Raw genomic sequence first — 20,957 nt, forward strand, 5'->3', positions numbered from 1 at the left:
TCGATTACGGAGTATCAGTCGACACATTATTGACTGTTCCACCGCAATCGGGGGCGAGCCCCCTCCCACATGTTTAACCGTGTTTTGACAGTAACCATTGGGGAATGCGCCGCTCCAGGTAGTAGCTGGGGCGTTTCAGTGAGCCATCGACGAAGCCCACGTGCCCACCTTTGGCCGTCAGCTCAAACTCGGTGCACGCCGACAGCTCGCTGGCCTCGGGCAAGCTGTGGGCGAATACGAACGGGTCGTCGGCAGCCTGGATAATCAACGTCGGCGTGCGTATAGCACCCAGGTAGTAGCGACTCGACGCGCGGCGGTAATAGTCCTCGGCACTCAAGAACCCGTGCAGCGGCGCCGTGACCCGGCCATCGAAGTCCCAGAAGGTACGCATCTTCTCCAGTGAGCCGAGCGCATCCAGGGTTTTCAACCCGTCCTCCCGACCATCCTGCAAAAACTGACGCTGCTTGACGCGGATATACGCGAGCATCTCGCGCATGAAGTGCTTCTGGTAAACGCGCGAGAAGCCTATCCCGATGCGGTCCGCACACTGGTCCAGGCGAAACGGCACCGACACCGCCGCCGCGCCTTGCAGCCCGGATGCCTCGCCGGTTTCCCCCAGGTGCTTAAGCAGCACATTGCCACCCAGCGAATAACCCACCGCATACAGCGGCGCCAGCGGCCGCTTGGCGCGTAGATGCGCAATGGCGGCGGCCAGGTCTTCGCTGGCGCCCGAGTGATAGCTGCGGGCCAACAGGTTGGGCTCGCCCGAGCAACCACGCCAGTTCAAGGCCGCACTGGCCCAGCCTTGCGCTGCGAGGACTTTTTGCAGGCCGGCTACATAGGGGGAATTGGACGAGCCGGTCAGCCCATGCAGCACCAGCACCAACGGCGCCTGCGCGTCATGCGGGCCATGCCAGTCGAGGTCAAGAAAGTCGCCGTCTTCCAGCCACAGGCGTTCGCGTTGGCGTTCGATATGGGTGGTAGGGCGCCACAGCGGCCCCCACAGGGTTTGCAGGTGATGGTTGCCGAGGCCGAAGGCGGGGGTGAATTTTTCAGAGGAAGGGGTCATGCAGATCTCTGTGGCAAGCGCGTTTGCTGTGGTGAGCAGGCTTCTGTGGTGAGCGGGCTTGCCCCGCGCGGGGCTGCGGAGCGGCCCCAGACCAAGCGACCGAGTTCTAGCTGATGGTGCGCGGTGTTTTTATTGGGGCTGCTCCGCAGCCCCGCGCGGGGCCAGCCCGCTCACCACAAAAGCTGGATTACTCTCAGTTCTCGACCAACCGATGCCACAACGCGTAATACACCCGCCCGGATTTCTGCTCCCGGTGCAGTCGCCACGCGCCCGGCAGTCCCAAGGAAGATGGCGCAGTCTCGCTTTCAGTGTAGATCCAAGCGTCGGGCGCCAGCCATTGGCGTTCTTCCAGCAGCGTACACACGGTCGGCAAGAGGTTCTGGTTGAACGGCGGGTCGAGGAACACTACGTCGTACTCGCTGGCCGCCTGGGTTTCCAGGTAGCGCAGAGCATCGGCAGTTTGTACCTGGCCATTGGTGCAACGCAGGGTGCCCAGGTGTTCCTTGAGGCTGGAGACCGCCACATTGCTGGCATCCAGCGCCTGTGCCTGAGACGCGCCACGGGACAACGCCTCCAGGAACAGTGCGCCACTGCCGGCGAACGGGTCCAAGACCTTAGCGCCCGCGATATACGGCGCGAGCCAGTTGAACAGGGTTTCACGCACGCGATCCGGCGTTGGGCGCAGGCCCACGACATCGGGGAAGCTCAGCTTGCGGCTGCCCCATTCACCGCCAATGATGCGCAGTTGGCCCACACCGTTGTGTACGTTGTGGACAGGTTTTTTCGGGCGAGATGAACTGGCCATTAATGCTCCGGAACCCCGAGCGGCTGCTCGGCGGGTTTATCAGTGGGGGGCGGTAGTGGCTTTTGCGCAATCGTCGGGCCGGCGGTCACGATGACCATCTTATCGGCGCTCAAGTGTTTATTCATTGCAGCCTTGACCTGCTCTACGGTCAGGGCCTGGGATTGTTTCATGAAATCTTCCAGATAGCTCAGCGGCAGGTTATAGAAACCCATGGCGCCCAGCTGACCGACGATATCGGCGTTGCTGGCGGTAGACAGCGGGAAGCTGCCGGCCAGCTCGCGCTTTGCGTCATCCAGCTCTTTTTGCGTCGGACCGTTCTTGAGGTAATCGGCCACGACGTCTTCGACCAGGCGCAGGGTGCCGCCGCTCATTTCGGCGCGTGTCTGCAGGTTGATCATGAACGGACCGCGTACCTGCATCGGTGAGAAACCGGAGTAAACACCGTAGGTCAGGCCACGCTTTTCACGTACTTCGCTCATCAAACGGGTGCCGAAACCACCGCCGCCGAGGATCTGGTTACCCAGGGACAAGGCCGCGTAGTCCGGGTCGGCGCGGTCGATGCCGAGTTGGGCGAACAGCAAGTGCGTCTGCTTGGATGGGAACTCGATATGGCTCAGGCCGGCCTTTGGTTCAGTCGGCTGGGCAATCTTCGCCAGGGCCGGGCCTTTAGGCAGCGATGCGGACACCTTTGCGGTCATGGCTTCAGCTTCGGCGCGGGTCAGGTCGCCTACCACCGCAATCACCGCATTACCGGCGGCGTACGCCTTGGCGTGGAACGCCTGCAACTGCGCCAGGTTAATTTTCGGCACGCTTTCAGGTGTGCCTTCGCTCGGGTGCGCATAAGGGTGATCGCCGTACAAGCGCTTGAACAGCTCCAGGCTGGCGAGTTTGCCGGGGTTTTGCTTCTGATATTCGAAGCCGGCGAGGATCTGATTCTTGATGCGGGCCAGGGAGTCGGCCGGAAAGGTCGGCTTGCCGATCACGTCGTCAAACAGCGCCAGGGCGGCGTCGCGTTTATCGCTGGCACTCAGGCTGCGTAGGGATACCAGTGCCATGTCGCGGTAAGCGCCATTGCCGAAGTCGGCGCCCAGGCCTTCAAAACCACTGGCGATCTGGCTGACGTCCTTGCCCGGTATGCCTTCGTTGAGCATGGCGTTGGTCATCAACGCCAGGCCCTGCACATCGCCATCCTGGCTGCTGCCGGCGGCGAACAGGATGCGCATGTCGAACATCGGCAGTTCATGCGCCTCAACAAACAGCACCTTGGCGCCTTCGGCGGTGGTCCAGGTTTGCACGTCGAGCTTGCGGTTGGTGGGTGCCTTGCCGTCCAACTCCGCCAAGGATTGCAGTTTGTTGGCTGACTGGGCTTTTTCAAGCGCCGGGCTCGCGACCGATTCACTTGGGCGCAGGAAATACACGGCGCTCGCCGCGATCAGGGTAACGGCGATCAGGCCAGGCAGGATCAGGCTTTTGCGATCACTCATGAGCAGTCTCCTCAGGCAGAACATGGGCGACGCTCAGACGCTCGCGGGTGAAATAAGTACGCGCGGCCTTCTGGATATCTTCAGGCGTCACGCTTTGCAGGTCGGCGAGTTCGCTGTCCATCAGCTTCCAGGACAGGCCGACAGTTTCCAGGGAGCCGATGGCCGTGGCCTGGCTGGTGATGGAGTCACGCTGATAGACCAGGCCGGCGATGACCTGAGCGCGGATGCGTTCCAGTTCTTCGGCGGTTGGCGGCTTGGCTTTGAGTTCTTCGAGCAGTCGCCACAGGCCGGCTTCGGCTTGGGCAACGGTCTTTTTCTTCTGCTGGTTTGGGGTGGCCGACAGCATGAACAGGGTGTCGCCGCGGGTATAAGCGTCGTAATTGGTGGAAGCGGCCGAAACCAGCTCTTCACCGCGCTCCAACTGCTCCGAGATGCGCGCACTGTAGCCGCCATCCAACAGGGCCGAAATCAGGCGCAGGGCTTGCACCGAGCGTTTATCTTCGGCAGTCGCCAGGGCAGGAACGTTGAAACCGAGCATCACGCTCGGCAATTGGGTCTGCACGTGCATCGTCAGCAGGCGCTCGCCGGGTTCGGCCAGCTCCATCGGGATCTTCGCGGGCGGTACGTCACGCTTGGGGATCGGGCCAAAGTAGCGTTGGGCCAGGTTCTTCACCTCGTCCGGAGTTACGTCGCCGACTACCACCAGGGTGGCGTTGTTCGGCACGTACCAGGATTGGTACCAGTGGCGCAGTTCTTCGACCTTCATGCGGTCCAGATCGGCCATCCAGCCGATGGTCGGCGTGTGGTAGCCGCTGGCCGGGAAGGCCATGGCCTTGAAGCGCTCGTAGGCCTTGGACATCGGGTTGTCGTCGGTGCGCAGGCGACGTTCTTCTTTAATAACCTCGATTTCGCGGCTGAACTCGTCGGCCGGTAGACGCAGGCTTGCCATGCGGTCGGCTTCAAGTTCGAAGGCCACGCCCAGGCGGTCACGGGCCAGGACTTGGTAATAAGCGGTGTAGTCATCGCTGGTGAACGCGTTTTCTTCGGCACCCAGGTCGCGCAGGATCAGCGAGGCTTCGCCGGGGCCGACTTTGGCGCTGCCCTTGAACATCATGTGTTCCAAGGCGTGGGACAAACCAGTCTGGCCCGGGGTTTCGTAGCTCGAACCCACTTTGTACCAAACCTGGGAAACCACCACCGGGGCGCGATGATCTTCGCGCACGACGACCTTGAGGCCGTTGTCCAGGGTGAATTCATGGGTGGGTTGTGGGTCGGCAGCCAAGGCTGTAAGAGGCAGACAAACTGTGCTGAACAGCAGGCCTGCGGCGCGGCGGGCTAGAGCATTCATTCGTTTTTAAACCTGTTGGGCTGCCCGCTTGGTCTTAGCGTCAGCGGGCGAGGAGGTGCTAGGATACTGGTCGAATATACGGACGGCCACTGCGGCAGTCTTGTTGAGGCCCTATTTAGGCCTTACAAAATGTTGCGCATGAACGAGCTGGCTAAAAAACAGTCTGTTACGCATCGAATTTTATTTACCGACGTGCCGCTCTGGCACTTCGCTACCTTGAGATAGCCGTCTCCATGTTTGGTTCCAACGACGACAAGAAGACCCCAGCTGCGGCTGGCGAGAAGAAAGGCCTGTTCGGATGGCTGCGCAAAAAGCCGCAGGAAACCGTTGTCGAACAGCCACAGGTTCAAGCTGAGCCGATCCCCGAACCTATAGTAGAAGCCGAGCCGGTTGCCGAAGTGCCTGCGCCGGTGGTGTTGCCGATGGCTGAGCCGGTGTTGCAGCCAGTGGTTGAGGCCGAGCCTGAGCACAAGCCGTGGCCTGAGTTGCCAGTGGCCGAAGAGCCCGTGGCGTTGGTCGAAGACATACAGGCTGAGCACGTGGCCCCGCCGATTCCTGCGGTGGTTGAGCCGGTCGAGGTGGTGGCCGAAGCGCCACTCGCCGTGGAAGTCCCGGTTCCTGCGCCTGTTGTGGCCGCTGAGCCTGCCCAAGTTATCGAGGTTGTCGAGCCAGAGCCGATCGCCCCACCCGCCGAAACAAGCAAGACCGGCTTCTTCGCTCGTCTCAAGCAAGGCCTGAGCAAGACCAGCGCCAGCATCGGCGAAGGCATGGCCAGCCTGTTCCTGGGCAAGAAGGTCATTGATGACGAACTGCTGGAAGACATTGAAACCCGTCTGCTGACCGCCGACGTGGGCGTCGAAGCCACCGCGGTGATCATCCAGAGCCTGACCCAAAAGGTCGCGCGCAAGCAGCTGACCGATGCCGATGCGCTCTACAAATCCTTGCAGGCCGAACTGGCTGCGATGCTCAAACCCGTGGAAGCGCCGCTGGTGATCACTCCGAACAAGCCGTTCGTGATCCTGGTAGTGGGCGTCAACGGCGCCGGCAAGACCACCACCATCGGCAAACTGGCCAAGAAACTGCAATCGGAAGGCAAGAAAGTCATGCTCGCTGCCGGTGACACCTTCCGCGCCGCCGCCGTTGAGCAATTGCAGGTCTGGGGTGAGCGCAACAAGATTCCGGTCATCGCCCAGCACACGGGTGCCGATTCCGCCTCGGTGATCTTCGACGCCGTGCAAGCCGCCAAGGCTCGTAACATCGATGTGCTGATCGCGGATACCGCTGGTCGTCTGCACACCAAAGACAACCTGATGGAAGAGCTGAAGAAAGTCCGCCGCGTTATCGGCAAGCTCGACGCTGACGCGCCGCACGAAGTGCTGCTGGTGCTGGACGCTGGTACCGGCCAGAACGCTATCAGCCAGGCCAAACAATTCAACCAGACGGTCCAACTGACCGGCCTGGCGTTGACTAAGCTCGACGGCACGGCCAAAGGCGGTGTGATCTTCGCCTTGGCCAAGCAGTTCGGGTTGCCGATTCGTTATATCGGCGTCGGTGAAGGCATCGACGACCTGCGCACCTTTGAGGCCGAACCCTTTGTACAGGCACTGTTTGCCGAGCGGGAGCGTTCATGATTCGATTCGAACAGGTCGGTAAACGCTATGCCAACGGGCATGTCGGCTTGCATGAGCTGAGCTTTCGAGTGCGTCGCGGCGAGTTCTTGTTTGTCACCGGTCACTCGGGGGCCGGCAAAAGTACGCTGTTGCGCCTGCTGCTGGCCATGGAACGCCCGACTACCGGCAAGTTGCTGCTCGCCGGCCAGGACCTGGCCACCATCAGTAATGCGCAGATCCCGTTCCTGCGCCGCCAGATCGGCGTAGTGTTCCAGAACCACCAGTTACTGTTCGATCGCACGGTGTTCAACAACATTGCGCTGCCGCTGCAGATTCTTGGGTTGTCCAAGGCCGAAATCGTCAAGCGTGTGGACTCGGCCCTGGAGCGCGTGGCGCTGTCGGACAAGACCGACCTCTACCCCGGCGACCTCTCGACTGGTCAGCAGCAGCGCGTCGGCATCGCCCGCGCCATCGTCCATCGCCCGGCCTTGCTGCTGGCGGACGAACCTACCGGTAACCTCGACCCGCGTCTGGCGGCCGAGATCATGGGGGTGTTCGAAGACATCAACCGCCTGGGCACCAGCGTATTGATCGCCAGCCACGACCTGGCGTTGATCGCCCGCATGCGCCACCGCATGCTGACCCTGCAGCGCGGTCGTCTGATCGGTGACGGGGAGGCTGGCGTATGAGTGCCACACGTAGCCCTAAGGTTTCCGAGCGCGTTGCGCCAAAACCGGCCGACCCGCAACCGAAAAAGAAAAAACACGACGATGACGACGGCCCGGACTTCAGCACCTTGCTGCGCGCCTGGATCGAAAGCCACCGCGCCAGCCTGCTGGACAGCTTGCGCCGTCTGGGCAAACAGCCGATCGGCAGCTTTTTCACCTGCCTGGTGATGGCTGTGGCCTTGAGCCTGCCGATGGGCTTGTCGCTGCTGCTTAATAATGTGGAGCGTTTGGGCGGTTCCTGGCAGCGTGCGGCGCAGATTTCGCTGTACTTGAACCTGGATGCCAGTACCAAGGAAGGCGAAGCGCTACGGGACGATATCAAGAATATGCCGGGCGTCGCGGACGCCGAGTACGTTAGCCGCGACCAGGCCCTTGAGGAGTTCCAACAGCAGTCCGGCCTGGGCGAGGCGCTTAAAGAGCTGCCGCAGAACCCACTGCCCGGCGTGGTGCTGGTGACCCCGAATGAAGTCGACAAGCCGGCCCTTGAAGCCCTGCGGCAAAAACTCGCAGAGATGCCGAAGGTGCAACAGGCGCAACTTGATCTAGTCTGGGTAGAGCGCCTGGCGGCGATCCTCAAGCTTGGCGACCGTTTTGTGTTCGGCCTGACGGTGCTGTTGGTGTCTGCATTACTTTTGGTGATAGGTAATACCATTCGTCTTCATATTGAAAACCGTCGCATCGAGATAGAAGTGATTAAACTGGTCGGCGGCACGGACAGCTATGTGCGTCGGCCTTTTCTGTACATGGGCGCGCTTTATGGCCTGGGTGCGGGGATTTTGTCCTGGGGCGTGCTGGCGTTCGGCCTGAACTGGCTGAACGACGCAGTCGTTGGGCTTGCCGGCTTGTACGGCAGTGATTTTGCCCTGGCCGGGGTACCGGTGGCCGATGGTCTGTCGCTCTTGCTTGGCGCGGTATTGTTGGGTTATATCGGTGCCTGGATTGCGGTCGCACGGCATTTACGTGAGCTGGCACCGAAGTAGTTAATGTCAGATTAATGTGGTTTCGTTTGTATTGACCGTATCAGTGGTTTAGGGAACTTGTCCTACGGTTCCCGGTCAATTTTCGCAGTGCTGAACTGCACGAGTTATGTGAGTCGGAGGTTTTTTCGTATGACCACTTCTTTGCAACCTGCTTATGCCTTGGTCCCTGGTGCGAACCTGGAAGCCTATGTGCACACGGTCAACAGCATTCCATTGCTGACGCCCGAGCAGGAGCGTGAACTGGCCGAGAGTCTCTACTATGAGCAGGATTTGGGGGCGGCTCGGCAGATGGTGCTCGCCCACCTGCGTTTTGTCGTACATATCGCCCGTAGCTATAGCGGCTACGGGTTGGCCCAGGCTGACCTGATTCAGGAAGGCAACGTCGGCCTGATGAAGGCTGTAAAGCGCTTCAACCCTGAGATGGGCGTGCGCCTGGTGTCGTTTGCCGTGCACTGGATCAAGGCGGAAATCCACGAGTTCATCCTGCGCAACTGGCGCATTGTGAAAGTCGCGACCACCAAGGCCCAGCGCAAGCTGTTCTTCAACCTGCGTAGCCAGAAGAAACGCCTGGCGTGGCTGAACAACGAGGAAGTCCACCGCGTGGCCGAAAGCCTCGGTGTGGAGCCCCGTGAAGTGCGCGAAATGGAAAGTCGCCTGACCGGCCATGACATGGCCTTCGATCCGGCCGCCGAAGCGGACGACGACAGCGCCTTCCAATCGCCGGCCAACTATCTGGAAGACCACCGGTACGACCCGGCGCGTCAACTGGAAGACGCCGACTGGAGCGACAATTCCAACCACAACCTGCACGAAGCGCTGGAAGTGTTGGACGACCGCAGTCGTGACATCCTCTACCAGCGCTGGCTGGCGGAAGAAAAAGCCACGCTGCACGACTTGGCGCAGAAGTACAACGTGTCGGCCGAGCGAATTCGTCAGCTTGAGAAAAGCGCGATGAACAAGCTGAAGTTGTCGATCGCCGCTTAAAAGCGCCGCTTAAAAATGTGGGAGGGGGCTTGCCCCCGATAGCAGAGTGTCAGTCGACATCAAAATGACTGATCCAACGCTATCGGGAGCAAGCGCCCTCCCACATTTTTTTGTGTTGTATCAGTCGGACCAAGGCGCTTTGCGCGAGTTGTTCAGTTCCACCAGATAACCATCTCCGCCTAGCTGGCTCATCTGCTGGCGAATCCACGCCGCCCGCCGCGCCACATAAGCGGTCGGGTGGCTGGCACTCCATACTCGAGGGTTAGGCAACACCGCCGCTAAATAACTGGCCTGCTGCCGGGACAAGCCCTTGGCGCTTACGCCGAAGTGATGCCGCGCCGCCGCCTCCGCGCCGAATACGCCTTCATCCCATTCCACGCTATTGAGGTACACCTCAAGAATCCGCTGCTTGGGCCACAGCACCTCGATCAACCCGGTAAACCAGGCCTCCAGCCCTTTGCGCAAATAACTGCGGCCAGCCCACAGGAACAGATTCTTCGACACCTGCTGACTCAACGTACTGGCGCCGCGAATCGAACCGCCGCGCTCGTTGTGCAGGATCGCCGCCTGGATCGCGCCGAAATCAAAGCCCCAATGCTGCGGGAAGCGCTGGTCTTCACCGGCCATCACCGCCACTTTGAGCTCATCGGAGATCTCGTCCCACGGCACCCAGGTGCGCTGCAGGTCAATGGGTTCGCCGTCGAACCAGGATTCGACCTTGCGCTCCACCATTAGGGCAGTGAAGGGCGGCGGGACGACACGAAACAGCAGCACCAGCAAAACACTGCCGATGGCAAACCATTTCACGACGTTGAGAAAGCGTTTGAATAGGAGACGCAGCATAGAGATGGCTTGGCCGAAACCGTTGAGCGGGCCATTATACAGACCCTGCCCGATGAGTCTGACTGGAGTTCCCTATGCTGCGTAGCTTTCTGATGCTGGCCGCGTTTTTCGGCTTCACCGGTGTGGCCTTGGGCGCGTTTGCCGCCCACGGCCTGAAAAACCGTCTGAGCGCCGAGTACCTGGCGATCTTCCATACCGGAGTCACCTATCAACTGGTGCACACACTGGCGCTGTTCGGCGTGGCGTTGCTGGCCGCCCATCTTCCCGGTCGCCTGGTGACTTGGGCCGGTATCTCGTTTGTCATCGGTATCCTGCTGTTTTCCGGCAGCCTCTACGTGCTGACCATGACCGGTATCAGCAAGCTCGGCATCATCACGCCGTTCGGTGGCCTGGCGTTCTTGCTCGGCTGGTTCTTCCTCGGTTTGTTTGCCTGGCGCTTGCAGGTCGTCTGACCAAGGGACTTGGGCCGGCAACGCCAATCAAGCTAGAATGCTGGCCCCTAAAAACGATGGCGGCCCGCGGCATGCGCATTCTGTTGAACGGCGAATCCTTTGAACTGCCCGACGGTGAAACCGTTTCGGCCCTGCTGACCCGTCTGGACCTGACCGGGCGTCGCGTCGCAGTGGAGCTCAACCTGGATATCGTTCCGCGTAGCCTCCACGCCGAGACTGCGCTCACCGAAGGTGATCAGGTTGAAGTGGTCCACGCCATCGGCGGCGGCTAGTCGCCTGCCCGAATTCTGCAGAACCTCACCCCATTTCGAGGATTTCCCATGAGCATCGTTCGTAGCGACAAGCCCTTCGTCCTGGCCGGTCGTACCTACCAGTCCCGCTTGCTGGTCGGCACCGGCAAGTACCGCGATATGGAAGAAACCCGCCTGGCCATCGAAGCCTCGGGCGCTGAAATCGTGACCTTCGCCGTACGCCGCACCAACCTCGGTCAGATCGAGGGCGAGCCGAACCTGCTCGAAGTGCTGTCGCCGGATCGCTACACCTTCCTACCGAACACCGCCGGTTGCTATGACGCCATTGAAGCCGTGCGCACCTGCCGCCTGGCCCGTGAGCTGCTTGATGGTCACAACCTGGTGAAGCTGGAAGTGCTGGCCGATCAGAAAACCCTGTTCCCCAACGTGATCGAAACCCTCAAGGCCGCTGAAACCCTGGTCAAGGAAGGCTTCGACGTGATGGTCTACACCAGTGACGACCCGATCATCGCCCGTCAATTGGCGGAAATCGGCTGCATCGCCGTGATGCCGCTGGCCGGTCTGATCGGTTCCGGCCTGGGTATCTGCAATCCGTACAACCTGCAGATCATCCTCGAAGAAGCCAAGATCCCCGTACTGGTGGATGCGGGCGTAGGCACTGCCTCCGACGCGACCATCGCCATGGAGCTGGGTTGCGACGCTGTGCTGATGAACTCCGCCATCGCCCATGCTCAGCAACCGATCATGATGGCCGAAGCCATGAAACACGCCATCGTGGCAGGCCGCCTGGCTTACCTCGCCGGGCGCATGCCGAAAAAACTCTACGCCAGCGCCTCTTCGCCGCTGGATGGTCTGATCAAGTAAGAGCCATTGATGACTGAATCAAACGAAACGCCGAACACCGTGGAAGAAGCAGGCGACGAGTCCAAGCATCGCCGCATCAAGAGCTTTGTGATGCGCGCCGGTCGTATGACCGAAGGCCAGCAAAAGGGTCTGGAGCAGGGCACGCCGCTGTTCGTATTGCCCTTGGCCGATGCGCCCGTGGACTACGACCAAGTGTTTGGCCGTTCGGCCCCGCGCTCACTGGAAATCGGCTTCGGCATGGGCCACTCCCTGCTGGAAATGGCCGCTGCCGCGCCGGACCAGGACTTCATTGGCGTGGAAGTACACCGCCCAGGTGTCGGCGCACTGCTTAACGGCGTCCTGACTCAAGGCCTGACTAACCTGCGGGTCTACGACTGCGACGCGATTGAAGTGCTTAACCGTTGCATCGCCGACAACAGCCTTGACCGCCTGATGCTGTTCTTCCCGGACCCATGGCATAAATCCCGCCACCACAAACGCCGCATCGTCCAGGCTTCCTTCGCGGAACTGGTGCGCAGCAAGCTCAAGGTTGGCGGCATCCTGCACATGGCCACCGACTGGGAGCCGTATGCCGAATACATGCTGGAAGTGATGGACGTTGCCCCTGGCTACCGCAACCTGGCCGAAGATGGCAAATGCGTGCCGCGCCCGGCTGAGCGTCCGATCACCAAGTTCGAACGTCGCGGCGAGCGGTTGGGGCATGGGGTTTGGGATTTGAAGTTTGAGAAGTTGGCGTAACTCGCCACTGGCTTGAAATGCAATTCAATGTGGGAGGGGGCTTGCCCCCGATAGCGGAGTATCAGTCGACATCAAAGTGACTGATCCACCGCTATCGGGGGCAAGCCCCCTCCCACAGTTGTTTTGTGTTGGATTTGAGGTCAGCGGCGATCGGCGACGACGCCAATCAACACCAGTACCACCACCAACACCGGCGCCAGGCTGTAGTTATTGAACTGGCTCAAGCCCCGCACAATCCACGGTGTGGCGTAGATCAATGCAGCGCCGCTGCCGACCATGCACACCAATGCCATCAGCGGGACGCGCAAGGCGCCGGCGATGCTGCCCAGGCGTGCTTCGACCCAGCCCTTGATATCTGCGCCGAACAGCACCAGCAAACAGCCCACGAGCGCTAGGGAGATTTCCGACAGGTTGCTGCGGCTCCAGCGGGATACGGTGGCGAGCAGGTCGAGTACCAAATCCATTCGAATTCCTTAGAGCGTCAGCTCAAAAACTTCTGCAACAGGTCATTGAGAAAGAGTTGCCCGCGATCAGTGGCCGCCAGGCGTGACGGTTCGACCTGCATTAAGCCACTTTGTTCTGCCTCGCGACGTGCCTCGTCGAGGCTCGCCAGGTCGAGGCCCGTGCGCTCGGCGTAGAGCCTGGCGTCGACGCCGTCGGTGAGGCGCAGAGCGTTCATCAGAAACTCGAAAGGTAGCTCGTCATTGGTCAGCTCCTTCGCCCCAGCCTGGAAGCTTTTGGCCGGGTTCAGGTAGTCCTTTGGCGCGCGGGTCTTCCAGGTGCGCACGATGCGCCCGTCCGGATGGCTGAGCTTGCCGTGGGCGCCGGCGCCGATGCCGATAAAGTCGCCGAAGCTCCAGTAATTCAGGTTATGCCGCGCCGGGCGGCCCGGTTGGGCATAGGCTGACACTTCGTATTGGGCGTAACCGTGCTCGGCCAGCAGTGCCTGGCCTGCTTCCTGGATGTCCCAAAGGGTGTCGTCTTCTGGCAGCGCCGGCGGCTGGTTCCAGAACACCGTGTTGGGTTCCAGGGTCAACTGGTACCAGGACAAATGCGTGGGTTTGAGCGCGATGGCCTGGCGCAGGTCGCTGAGGGCGTCGTCCAGGGACTGATCGGGCAAACCGTGCATCAGGTCCAAATTGAAGTTATCAAATCCGGCCTGGCGCGCCATTCCGGCAGCGCGTACAGCTTCGTCGCCATTGTGGATACGGCCCAGGGCCTGAAGTTTTTCCTGCTGGAAGCTCTGGATACCGATGGACAGGCGGTTGATCCCCAGCTTGCGGTACGCCACGAACTTCTCTTGTTCGAACGTGCCGGGGTTGGCTTCCAAGGTGATCTCGATATCGCCGGCAAACGGGATGCGCGCTTCCACGCCTGTGAGCAGGCGACCCAGTGCTGCAGCGCTGAACAGGCTTGGGGTGCCACCGCCGAAGAAGATCGAACTCAGTTCCCGGCCGTAAACGGCATGCAGATCCTGATCGAGGTCGGCCAACAGTGCGTCCACGTACTCTTCTTCCGGCAGCACTTTGCTTGCGGTGTGAGAGTTGAAGTCGCAATACGGGCATTTACGTACGCACCACGGGATGTGGATATACAGCGCCAGGGGCGGCAGCACGGGCAAGGCCGCCCGAGGTGTTTGCGCGCCGCCGTGGATCAGCGGCAGCGCCTGGGTGTCGTGGGTCATTTCAGGCTCAGGCGTTGGCGCAGCAAATCCATTGCGCGGGCGCGGTGGCTGATCTGGTTCTTGTCGGCCGGGCTCAGTTCTGCGCTGGAGACATTGCGCTCTGGCACCCAGAACAGCGGGTCATAGCCAAAACCATGCTCACCGCTGGCCGCATGCAGGATGCGCCCGTGCCACAGGCCTTCGCAAAGGATCGGCAACGGGTCGTCCGCATGGCGCACCAGGGCCAGCACGCAGACGAACTGCGCGCCGCGTTCGGCGTCCGGCACGTCCTTGAGGGCGTCCAGCAACTTGGCGTTGTTGGCCGCGTCACCTTTGCCATCGGCGTAGCGCGCCGAATAGATGCCAGGGGCTCCGCCGAGAAAATCCACCGCCAGGCCAGAGTCATCCGCCAGCGCCGGAAGGCCCGAGATACGTGCGGCATTGCGCGCCTTGAGGATGGCGTTCTCGACGAACGACAGGCCTGTCTCTTCCGGCTCGACCTGGCTGAACTCGCCAATCGAGCGCAGTTGCACGGAGTCGCCGAGCATGGCCTGCAGTTCTTTGAGTTTGCCGGCGTTATGGCTGGCGAGTACGAGCTGGGTAAGGTTCATCATTCCGCCGGAAACAGTTCCTGGTTGAATTGGAAGCTATGGGCTTTGCCGCCGGTTTCAACGTTGATGGTAAACGTCTTGTATTCCCGCTGGGTCACGGCGTAGGGCGCGAGATAATTGATCCCGCCTTTTTCGTTGATTTGCTTGAAGGTGAGGATCTCGCTCTTGCCGCCCAGATCCTTGATGGTGCCCGTTACTTGTGCGGCCACGGGGGTCACGCCCTTGATCACGGTCACATTGATCAAGCCCTTCTCCTTACTGCGTACCACGCCGACTTTCTGGGCGGTTTCCGGTTGCAGGAAGCTGGAGGTGAAGGTGTTGTAGTGAACGGTGATATCGCCGAAGTCTTTCTTGCGATTTGCGTCGATAGCGTCGGCTGCCAAGGCGTTGGCACCCAGGCAAGCGGTCAGTAGAAAAATAGCCAAGCGACTCATGAGCGCCCCTCTGGAAAATGATTAGACGGCAATTTTGTGGTCGGTCAGGCCAGGACTGCTGACCCGGTAGATACCGATTTCGCCCAACAGGTTGGGCCATAGTTTACTCGCCCAGCCGTGACGGTGCTGTTGATCGACGGCAAGTCGGTTAATCACTTTGGCTTCACGCTCGCCACACAGCGCTTCGAAGTCTTCGAAGGTGCAGAAGTGGATGTTCGGCGTGTTGTACCAGGTGTAAGGCAGGAAATCCGACACCGGCATGCGACCCTTGGTCGCCAGGTACCAGCGGCAGCGCCAGTGGCCGAAGTTAGGGAAGGTGATGATGCACTGGCGACCCACGCGCAGCATTTCGTCGAGGATACGGTCAGGGTAGTGCACCGCTTGCAGGGCTTGGGTCATCACCACGATGTCGAAGCTGTTGCTGGCAAAGTTACCCAGGCCCTTGTCCAAGTCCTGCTCGATCACGTTGATGCCCTTGGCCACGCACTGGGCAATGTTGTCCGGGTCGTTTTCCAGGCCATAGCCGGTGACTTGCTTGTTGTCGCGCAGCCAGCTCAGCAGTTCGCCATCGCCGCAGCCCAGGTCAAGCACGCGGCTGCCGGCGGGGATCCATTCTTGGATGATTTCCAGGTCGGCTCTCATGGCGTTCTCACACTGTAATCCGGTTCATGTAATTGCCGAACGCCTGCAAGTAACGCGGGATCGGAATCAGGAAGGCGTCGTGGCCTTGCGGCGCATCGATCTCCAGGTAGCACACGTCTTTGCGTGCGGCCATCAGTGCATCCACCAGCTCGCGGGAGCGGGCCGGGGAGAAGCGCCAGTCGGTGGTGAACGACATCACGCAGAACTTGGCCGTGGCGCCTTCGAAGGTTTTCGCCAGGTCATCGTCGTGGTTGGCCGCCGGGTCGAAATAGTCCAGGGCCTTGGTCATCAGCAGATAGGTGTTGGCATCGAAACGCCCGGAGAACTCCTCGCCCTGATAACGCAGGTAGCTTTCGACCTGGAATTCGACGCTGTGGAAATCGTAGTTGAGCTTCTCGCTCTTGAGGCCACGGCCGAATTTTTCGCCCATGGAGTCATCGGACAGGTAGGTGATATGCCCGACCATCCGCGCCAGCATCAAGCCGCGCTTGGGAATCACGCCCGCTTCCTGGAACGAACCGCCGTGGAACTCGGGGTCGGTGAGGATCGCCTGGCGCGCCACTTCGTTGAAGGCGATGTTTTGCGCCGACAACTTGGGGGCCGAGGCGATAGCCAGACAATGGCGTACGCGATCAGGGTAGGTGATGGTCCATTGCAGTGCCTGCATCCCGCCCAGGCTGCCACCGATCACGGCGGCCCACTGGTTGATGCCCAACAAATCGGCAAGACGCGCTTGGCTGTGTACCCAGTCTTCCACGGTCAGCACCGGGAAGTCGGCGCCGAACGGCTTGCCGGTTTCCGGGTTGATACTGCTGGGGCCAGTGGAGCCGTTGCAGCCGCCGAGGTTGTTCAGGCTGACCACGAAGAATTTGTTGGTGTCGATGGGCTTGCCGGGACCGATACAGCTGTCCCACCAACCGGGCTTGCGCTCGTCGGCACTGTGGAAGCCTGCTGCGTGGTGATGACCGGACAAGGCGTGGCAGATCAGCACGGCGTTGCTCGCCGTGGTGTTCAGTTGGCCATAGGTTTCGTAGATCAGGTCGTAGGCGGGCAGAGAACGGCCGCAGGCCAGGGCCAGGGGTTCGCTGAAGTGCGCCACTTGGGGCACGACCAGACCAACAGAATCGGGGGGGAAGGCAGCTGGCATCGACCCTGCTCTCGTTTAAATGAGGCGTAAGTCTAAAGACCACTGCACCCAGCGGCAAGCAAAGGCCTGCGCGCTGCGAAATGAGGGAGGGAGCAAGCCCCTCCCTCATTTGTTTGCGTCAGATCAGCAGGCGCAGAATCTCTGGCATCCCGGTCATGGTGGCCAGGTTGTTGATCACCAGCATGTCCAGCAGCTTGAGCACCATGAACGCCAGGATCGGCGAGATATCCAGGCCGCCCAGGTTCGGCAGCAGGCGGCGGAATGGCGCCAGGGCGGGCTCGCAGATCTGGTTCACCAGTTCGGCGCCAGGGTTGTGGCTACCCGGGGCGACCCAGGACAGGATCACGCTGATGATCAAGGCGAAGAAGAAAATCTTCAGGAACAGCGCGGTCACGCCGATGATTGCCCAAATCAGCAACTGTATGAAATTGCCGGTGGTGCCGTACGTCAGCAGCAGTGTCAGCGCCATCAAGGCCAACTGCACCAGGATCGCCAGCACCAGCGACGACATATCCAGGCCGAGCAGGCTCGGGATCACCCGGCGCAACGGTTTGAGCAGCGGCTGGGTCGCCTTGACGATGAACTGGCAGAGCGGGTTGTAGAAGTTGGCACGTACCAGTTGCAGCACGAAACGCAACAGCACGATCAGCAGGTAGAGGCTGCCGAGGGTTTGCAGCACGTAGACGGCTGCGGTGTTCAAACCAATCATATTGGCTCCTTAGTTGCCCAGTTGTTCGGCCATTTCGGCCGATCGGTGCGCAGCGGCACCCAATGCTTTTTCCACCAGGGCTTCAAAGCCCCCGGCCTGGAACGATTCAATGGCGGCCTGCGTCGTGCCGCCTGGTGAGGTCACGCGACGGCGCAGCTCGGCGGCATCCGCATCACTGGACACGGCCATCTTCGCGGCGCCCAAGGCGGTCTGCTCGGACAGTTGCTCAGCGACTTCCCGTGGCAGGCCGAGTTTCACGCCGGCGGCGGTCATGGCTTCAATCAGCAGGAAGAAGTATGCCGGGCCGCTGCCGGAGACGGCGGTGACCGCGTCCAGTTGTTGTTCCTGATCCAGCCACAGGGCAATGCCCACGGCGGACAGCAGCTCTTGGGCCTGGTCACGTTGTTCGGTGCTGACCTCGGCAGTGGCATACAAACCGCTCACGCCTTGGCGAAGCAGAGCCGGGGTATTGGGCATGCAACGTACGATGGGCTGGGCCCCCAGCCACTTCTTCATGCTGGCGCAGGTTATGCCGGCAGCGATGGACACCACCAACTGATGCGGTTGCAGATTTGGGCGCAGGCTTTCGCACACGGCCTTCATGGCTTGTGGCTTGACCGCCAGCACGATCACGTCGACGCCTTGGATGGCCTCGGCATTGTCGGCAAAGGTGTCGATACCGTGCTCGGCGCTGACGCGCGCACGGGTGTCGGCGCCCGGGTCACTGGCGCGGATCTGCGCGGCGTCCAGGCCCTTGGCCCGTAGGCCGCCGATCAGGCTGGCCGCCATGTTACCGGCGCCGATAAAGGCAATACGCGTGTTGCTCATGACAGGTCCTTATTCAGAGGGAGGTCAGCCATTTCACGGCTGGCCGTAATCACGGGCGCCAAATAGGGCGGTACCGATCCGCACCCAGGTGGCGCCTTGGGCGATGGCCGACTCAAGGTCGTGGCTCATGCCCATGGAAAGCGTGTCGAGCGGCAGGTTCAGGCTGTTTTGCAGGTCGCGAACGGTAGCGAACGCTGCATCTTGCTCGGTCCGATCTTCAGTCGGCTCGGGGATTGCCATCAGGCCACGCAGCGTCAAGCGCGGCAGGGCACTGATGGCATTGGCCAGGGCCGGCAAGTCGGCGGGCGTGCAGCCGGACTTGCTGGCTTCGCCGCTGACATTGACCTGGATACAGATGTTCAGCGGCGGCAGGTCGGCCGGGCGTTGTTCGGACAGGCGTTGTGCAATTTTGAGGCGGTCCACGGAGTGCACCCAAGCGAAGTTCTCGGCGATAGCGCGCGTCTTGTTCGATTGAATGGGGCCGATGAAGTGCCAACTCAAGGGCAGGTCGGTTAATTCAGCCTGTTTGCCCAGGGCTTCCTGCAGATAGTTTTCGCCGAATTCGAGCTGCCCGGCGGCATAGGCTTCGCGCACTGCTTGGGCGGGTTTGGTCTTGCTCACGGCCAGCAGGTGGATGCTGCTTGCGTCACGTTGCACGGCGTCGGCTGCGGCGCGGATGCGCTGGCTAACCAGGCCGATGTTGTCTGCTATCGTCGACATTCAAGATGCGCCCGTGGATATGGAGTCCGCGGCATTCTACTGGAAATGGAAAGCCCTATGGATATCACTGAATTACTGGTGGCCGGCGTGCGCCGTGGCGCCTCCGACCTGCACCTGTCGGCGGGGCTGGCGCCGATGTGGCGAATCGATGGCGAGGTCTGGCCGATGGATTGGCCGGTGCTTTCTGCCCCGCAAGTCGCGGATTTATTGAGCCCTTTGCTCAATCAATACCAGCAAAAGGATTTCGAAACATCTCTTGAAACGGATTTTGCCTTCGAGCTGCCAGGTGTAGCGCGCTTCCGGGCCAACGTATTCCAACAGGATCGCGGCATGGGCGCGGTGTTTCGTACTATTCCGGCCGAAGTCCAGAGCCTGGATAGCCTGGGTCTCGGGGCGGTGTTCCAACGCATCGCCCAATTGCCACGTGGCCTGGTGCTGGTGACCGGACCCACTGGCTCCGGCAAGTCCACCACTCTGGCGGCAATGATCGATTACCTCAATCAGCATCGGCGCCAGCACATCCTTACGCTGGAAGACCCCATCGAATTTATCCACAGGCCGAAAATCGCGCTGATCAACCAGCGCCAGGTGCACCGCGACACCCACAGTTTTTCGGTAGCCCTGCGTTCGGCGCTGCGTGAAGACCCCGATGTGATCCTGGTGGGCGAACTGCGTGACCTGGAAACCATCCGCCTGGCCCTGACGGCGGCTGAAACCGGGCATCTGGTATTTGGCACCTTGCACACTACCTCCGCGGCAAAGACCGTGGATCGGCTGGTCGACGTGTTCCCGGCCGGCGAAAAGGCCATGGTCCGCTCAATGTTGTCGGAGTCGTTGCAGGCGGTGGTGTCACAGGTGCTGGTGAAGAAGCTCGGCGGCGGGCGCGTGGCGGCCCATGAAATCATGTTGGGCACGCCAGCCATTCGTAATCTGATTCGTGAGGACAAGGTGGCGCAGATGGTCTCGGCCATCCAGACCGGCGGGGCGTTGGGGATGAAGACATTGGATATGAGTTTGAAGGCGTTGGTCACGCAGGGCGTGATCAGCCGGGAAGAGGCGCTGGAGAAGGCGAGGGTGCCTGGGGATATCTAAGATCGGGATATGCAAGGAGATCCAAATGTGGGAGGGGGCTTGCTCCCGATTGCAGTAGGTCAGGTACAGATAAACTGACTGATCCACCGCTATCGGGAGCAAGCCCCCTCTCACATTGACGACTGCATTTCAGCTTGAAATCAGCGTTGAACCACTCGCAAGGTGTTCTGCTCTTTCGGCAGAACCCGCTTGGCAATCACGTAGTTCTTGTCCCAAAACGGCTTTTTCAACGTGTCGATGCTGACCGACTTGCCACGACGCGGTGCGTGGATAAAACGGTCATTGCCCAAGTAGATGGCAACGTGATTGACCTGGCGGCTCTTCAATTTGAAGAACAGCAGATCACCTGGTTTCAGGTCCTTGCGATCAACCTTCTGCCCGTGGCCGGCGGCCATGGCATTGGAAGTGCGCGGCAGATCCACGGCGGCTACGTCGTTGAACGCATATTTCACCAGGCCGCTGCAGTCGAACCCTTTACTTGGGCTGCTGCCGCCCCAACGATAAGGTGTACCGAGCACGTTTACGGCGCGGCTGAGGACGTTGCTGCTTTGCTTGGTGTTGACTGCCACGAGGCCGGGAACTGCTTTACCGTGCGCCTTGCTCAATTGAGTCGGGCGGCTGACGGTCGGCTTTACCGATTTGGCAGTGCTTGGCGTGCTGTGGACTTTAGGGGTGAAACCGTTAACGTTCGGAAGTCGTTGCTCACGATTGGTGGCGTGGGCGGCCAGTGGCATTAATAGGCAAATGGTTAGCCATGTCTTTAAAAATGGTCGCATTAGGCGTGGCTCTTATGGGTTTGCGCGCAACTTTATAACAGCTTTTTGTGTCGTTCTCAGGCCGTTTGTCGACTGAACCTTGACGTCAAAATCAGGAAATACGCGACGATTCGCCGCAATTGTCCTACACAAGTCAGGTGGCATAAGGCTTTCAGGGCAGTGAAGATACCATTTGCCGT

24 protein-coding genes are annotated in these 20,957 nt (G+C 60.6%); 9 read left to right on the top strand and 15 right to left on the bottom strand.

All coding sequences use genetic code 11. The features are described 5' to 3' along the window. Positions 1 to 73: 73 nt before the first annotated feature. From ACKZ62_RS01115 to ACKZ62_RS01130, 4 genes are all read right to left on the bottom strand, one after another. Complete coding sequence (locus tag ACKZ62_RS01115) at positions 74 to 1,069, bottom strand: hydrolase (protein ID WP_447096232.1); 996 nt, start codon at positions 1,067 to 1,069, stop codon at positions 74 to 76. A gap of 193 nt (positions 1,070 to 1,262) precedes the next feature. Beyond that, positions 1,263 to 1,874, bottom strand: coding sequence for a 16S rRNA (guanine(966)-N(2))-methyltransferase RsmD (gene rsmD, locus ACKZ62_RS01120; protein WP_032884156.1), 612 nt, complete (start codon positions 1,872 to 1,874; stop codon positions 1,263 to 1,265). Next, positions 1,874 to 3,358 carry a M16 family metallopeptidase gene (locus ACKZ62_RS01125; protein ID WP_095185136.1) on the bottom strand — a complete coding sequence of 495 codons (1,485 nt, stop codon included), beginning with the start codon at positions 3,356 to 3,358 and terminating at the stop codon, positions 1,874 to 1,876. Before ACKZ62_RS01125 ends, rsmD begins: the two co-directional genes overlap by 1 nt. Then, positions 3,351 to 4,706 carry a M16 family metallopeptidase gene (locus tag ACKZ62_RS01130; protein WP_442117687.1) on the bottom strand — a complete coding sequence of 452 codons (1,356 nt, stop codon included), beginning with the start codon at positions 4,704 to 4,706 and terminating at the stop codon, positions 3,351 to 3,353. The genes ACKZ62_RS01125 and ACKZ62_RS01130 overlap by 8 nt, the downstream gene beginning before the upstream one ends. A 233-nt stretch (positions 4,707 to 4,939) precedes the next feature. On the opposite strand from ACKZ62_RS01130, the gene ftsY reads away from it, so the two are divergent. The 4 genes from ftsY (at position 4,940) to rpoH (ending at position 9,008) form a co-directional block, all read left to right on the top strand. After that, positions 4,940 to 6,337, top strand: coding sequence for a signal recognition particle-docking protein FtsY (gene ftsY, locus ACKZ62_RS01135; protein WP_181642965.1), 1,398 nt, complete (start codon positions 4,940 to 4,942; stop codon positions 6,335 to 6,337). Then, on the top strand, positions 6,334 to 7,005 hold the full coding sequence (ftsE, locus tag ACKZ62_RS01140; RefSeq protein ID WP_003213784.1) for a cell division ATP-binding protein FtsE: 672 nt from the start codon (positions 6,334 to 6,336) through the stop codon (positions 7,003 to 7,005). Before ftsY ends, ftsE begins: the two co-directional genes overlap by 4 nt. Then, entirely contained in the window at positions 7,002 to 8,024 is a 1,023-nt protein-coding gene (ftsX, locus tag ACKZ62_RS01145; RefSeq protein ID WP_032884149.1) for a permease-like cell division protein FtsX, read from the top strand. The genes ftsE and ftsX overlap by 4 nt, the downstream gene beginning before the upstream one ends. A 129-nt stretch (positions 8,025 to 8,153) precedes the next feature. Next, positions 8,154 to 9,008, top strand: coding sequence for an RNA polymerase sigma factor RpoH (rpoH, locus tag ACKZ62_RS01150; RefSeq protein WP_003176698.1), 855 nt, complete (start codon positions 8,154 to 8,156; stop codon positions 9,006 to 9,008). Positions 9,009 to 9,128: 120 nt separating this feature from the next. Here rpoH and mtgA read toward each other — a convergent pair whose 3' ends face one another. Beyond that, positions 9,129 to 9,851 carry a monofunctional biosynthetic peptidoglycan transglycosylase gene (mtgA, locus tag ACKZ62_RS01155; RefSeq protein ID WP_032884148.1) on the bottom strand — a complete coding sequence of 241 codons (723 nt, stop codon included), beginning with the start codon at positions 9,849 to 9,851 and terminating at the stop codon, positions 9,129 to 9,131. 74 nt (positions 9,852 to 9,925) lie between these two features. Here mtgA and ACKZ62_RS01160 point away from each other — a divergent pair, with 74 nt between their 5' ends. The 4 genes from ACKZ62_RS01160 (at position 9,926) to trmB (ending at position 12,156) form a co-directional block, all read left to right on the top strand. Beyond that, positions 9,926 to 10,303, top strand: a complete 378-nt coding sequence (locus ACKZ62_RS01160) for a DUF423 domain-containing protein (RefSeq protein ID WP_181642963.1) — start codon at positions 9,926 to 9,928, stop codon at positions 10,301 to 10,303. Positions 10,304 to 10,374: 71 nt separating this feature from the next. Beyond that, positions 10,375 to 10,575, top strand: coding sequence for a sulfur carrier protein ThiS (gene thiS, locus ACKZ62_RS01165; RefSeq protein ID WP_032884144.1), 201 nt, complete (start codon positions 10,375 to 10,377; stop codon positions 10,573 to 10,575). A 48-nt stretch (positions 10,576 to 10,623) separates the two neighbouring features. Beyond that, positions 10,624 to 11,418 (top strand): thiazole synthase, encoded by a 795-nt coding sequence (locus ACKZ62_RS01170; RefSeq protein ID WP_032884143.1) that lies wholly within the window; start codon positions 10,624 to 10,626, stop codon positions 11,416 to 11,418. A 9-nt stretch (positions 11,419 to 11,427) separates the two neighbouring features. Then, the gene (gene trmB / locus ACKZ62_RS01175; RefSeq protein ID WP_032884142.1) at positions 11,428 to 12,156 is read left to right on the top strand and encodes a tRNA (guanosine(46)-N7)-methyltransferase TrmB; all 729 of its coding nucleotides are present in this window, start codon (positions 11,428 to 11,430) and stop codon (positions 12,154 to 12,156) included. A 140-nt stretch (positions 12,157 to 12,296) separates the two neighbouring features. Here the strand turns inward: trmB and ACKZ62_RS01180 are convergent, their stop codons facing one another. The 9 genes from ACKZ62_RS01180 to ACKZ62_RS01220 form a co-directional block, all read right to left on the bottom strand. Beyond that, on the bottom strand, positions 12,297 to 12,620 hold the full coding sequence (locus tag ACKZ62_RS01180) for a DUF3392 domain-containing protein (RefSeq protein WP_032884141.1): 324 nt from the start codon (positions 12,618 to 12,620) through the stop codon (positions 12,297 to 12,299). A 17-nt stretch (positions 12,621 to 12,637) separates the two neighbouring features. After that, entirely contained in the window at positions 12,638 to 13,840 is a 1,203-nt protein-coding gene (gene hemW, locus ACKZ62_RS01185; RefSeq protein WP_260367824.1) for a radical SAM family heme chaperone HemW, read from the bottom strand. Next, on the bottom strand, positions 13,837 to 14,433 hold the full coding sequence (gene rdgB / locus ACKZ62_RS01190) for an RdgB/HAM1 family non-canonical purine NTP pyrophosphatase (protein ID WP_025859581.1): 597 nt from the start codon (positions 14,431 to 14,433) through the stop codon (positions 13,837 to 13,839). The genes hemW and rdgB overlap by 4 nt, the downstream gene beginning before the upstream one ends. Then, positions 14,430 to 14,864, bottom strand: a complete 435-nt coding sequence (locus ACKZ62_RS01195; protein ID WP_032884139.1) for a DUF4426 domain-containing protein — start codon at positions 14,862 to 14,864, stop codon at positions 14,430 to 14,432. The genes rdgB and ACKZ62_RS01195 overlap by 4 nt, the downstream gene beginning before the upstream one ends. 21 nt (positions 14,865 to 14,885) lie before the next feature. Then, positions 14,886 to 15,506, bottom strand: coding sequence for a methionine biosynthesis protein MetW (gene metW, locus ACKZ62_RS01200; protein ID WP_010207236.1), 621 nt, complete (start codon positions 15,504 to 15,506; stop codon positions 14,886 to 14,888). Positions 15,507 to 15,513: 7 nt separating this feature from the next. Beyond that, complete coding sequence (metX, locus tag ACKZ62_RS01205) at positions 15,514 to 16,653, bottom strand: homoserine O-succinyltransferase MetX (protein WP_122681970.1); 1,140 nt, start codon at positions 16,651 to 16,653, stop codon at positions 15,514 to 15,516. A 118-nt stretch (positions 16,654 to 16,771) separates the two neighbouring features. Continuing rightward, on the bottom strand, positions 16,772 to 17,362 hold the full coding sequence (locus ACKZ62_RS01210; RefSeq protein ID WP_447096233.1) for a YggT family protein: 591 nt from the start codon (positions 17,360 to 17,362) through the stop codon (positions 16,772 to 16,774). Between the two features lie 9 nt (positions 17,363 to 17,371). Further along, positions 17,372 to 18,190: a pyrroline-5-carboxylate reductase gene (proC, locus tag ACKZ62_RS01215; RefSeq protein WP_032884136.1), complete on the bottom strand. Its 819-nt coding sequence runs from the start codon at positions 18,188 to 18,190 to the stop codon at positions 17,372 to 17,374. A 33-nt stretch (positions 18,191 to 18,223) separates the two neighbouring features. Beyond that, positions 18,224 to 18,910, bottom strand: a complete 687-nt coding sequence (locus ACKZ62_RS01220) for a YggS family pyridoxal phosphate-dependent enzyme (RefSeq protein ID WP_032884134.1) — start codon at positions 18,908 to 18,910, stop codon at positions 18,224 to 18,226. 57 nt (positions 18,911 to 18,967) lie between these two features. On the opposite strand from ACKZ62_RS01220, the gene ACKZ62_RS01225 reads away from it, so the two are divergent. Further along, positions 18,968 to 20,002 carry a type IV pilus twitching motility protein PilT gene (locus ACKZ62_RS01225; protein ID WP_122756281.1) on the top strand — a complete coding sequence of 345 codons (1,035 nt, stop codon included), beginning with the start codon at positions 18,968 to 18,970 and terminating at the stop codon, positions 20,000 to 20,002. Positions 20,003 to 20,142: 140 nt separating this feature from the next. Here ACKZ62_RS01225 and ACKZ62_RS01230 read toward each other — a convergent pair whose 3' ends face one another. Next, complete coding sequence (locus ACKZ62_RS01230; RefSeq protein WP_032884130.1) at positions 20,143 to 20,778, bottom strand: C40 family peptidase; 636 nt, start codon at positions 20,776 to 20,778, stop codon at positions 20,143 to 20,145. Positions 20,779 to 20,957 lie beyond the last annotated feature (179 nt).

It is taken from the genome of Pseudomonas sivasensis (genome assembly GCF_052938085.1).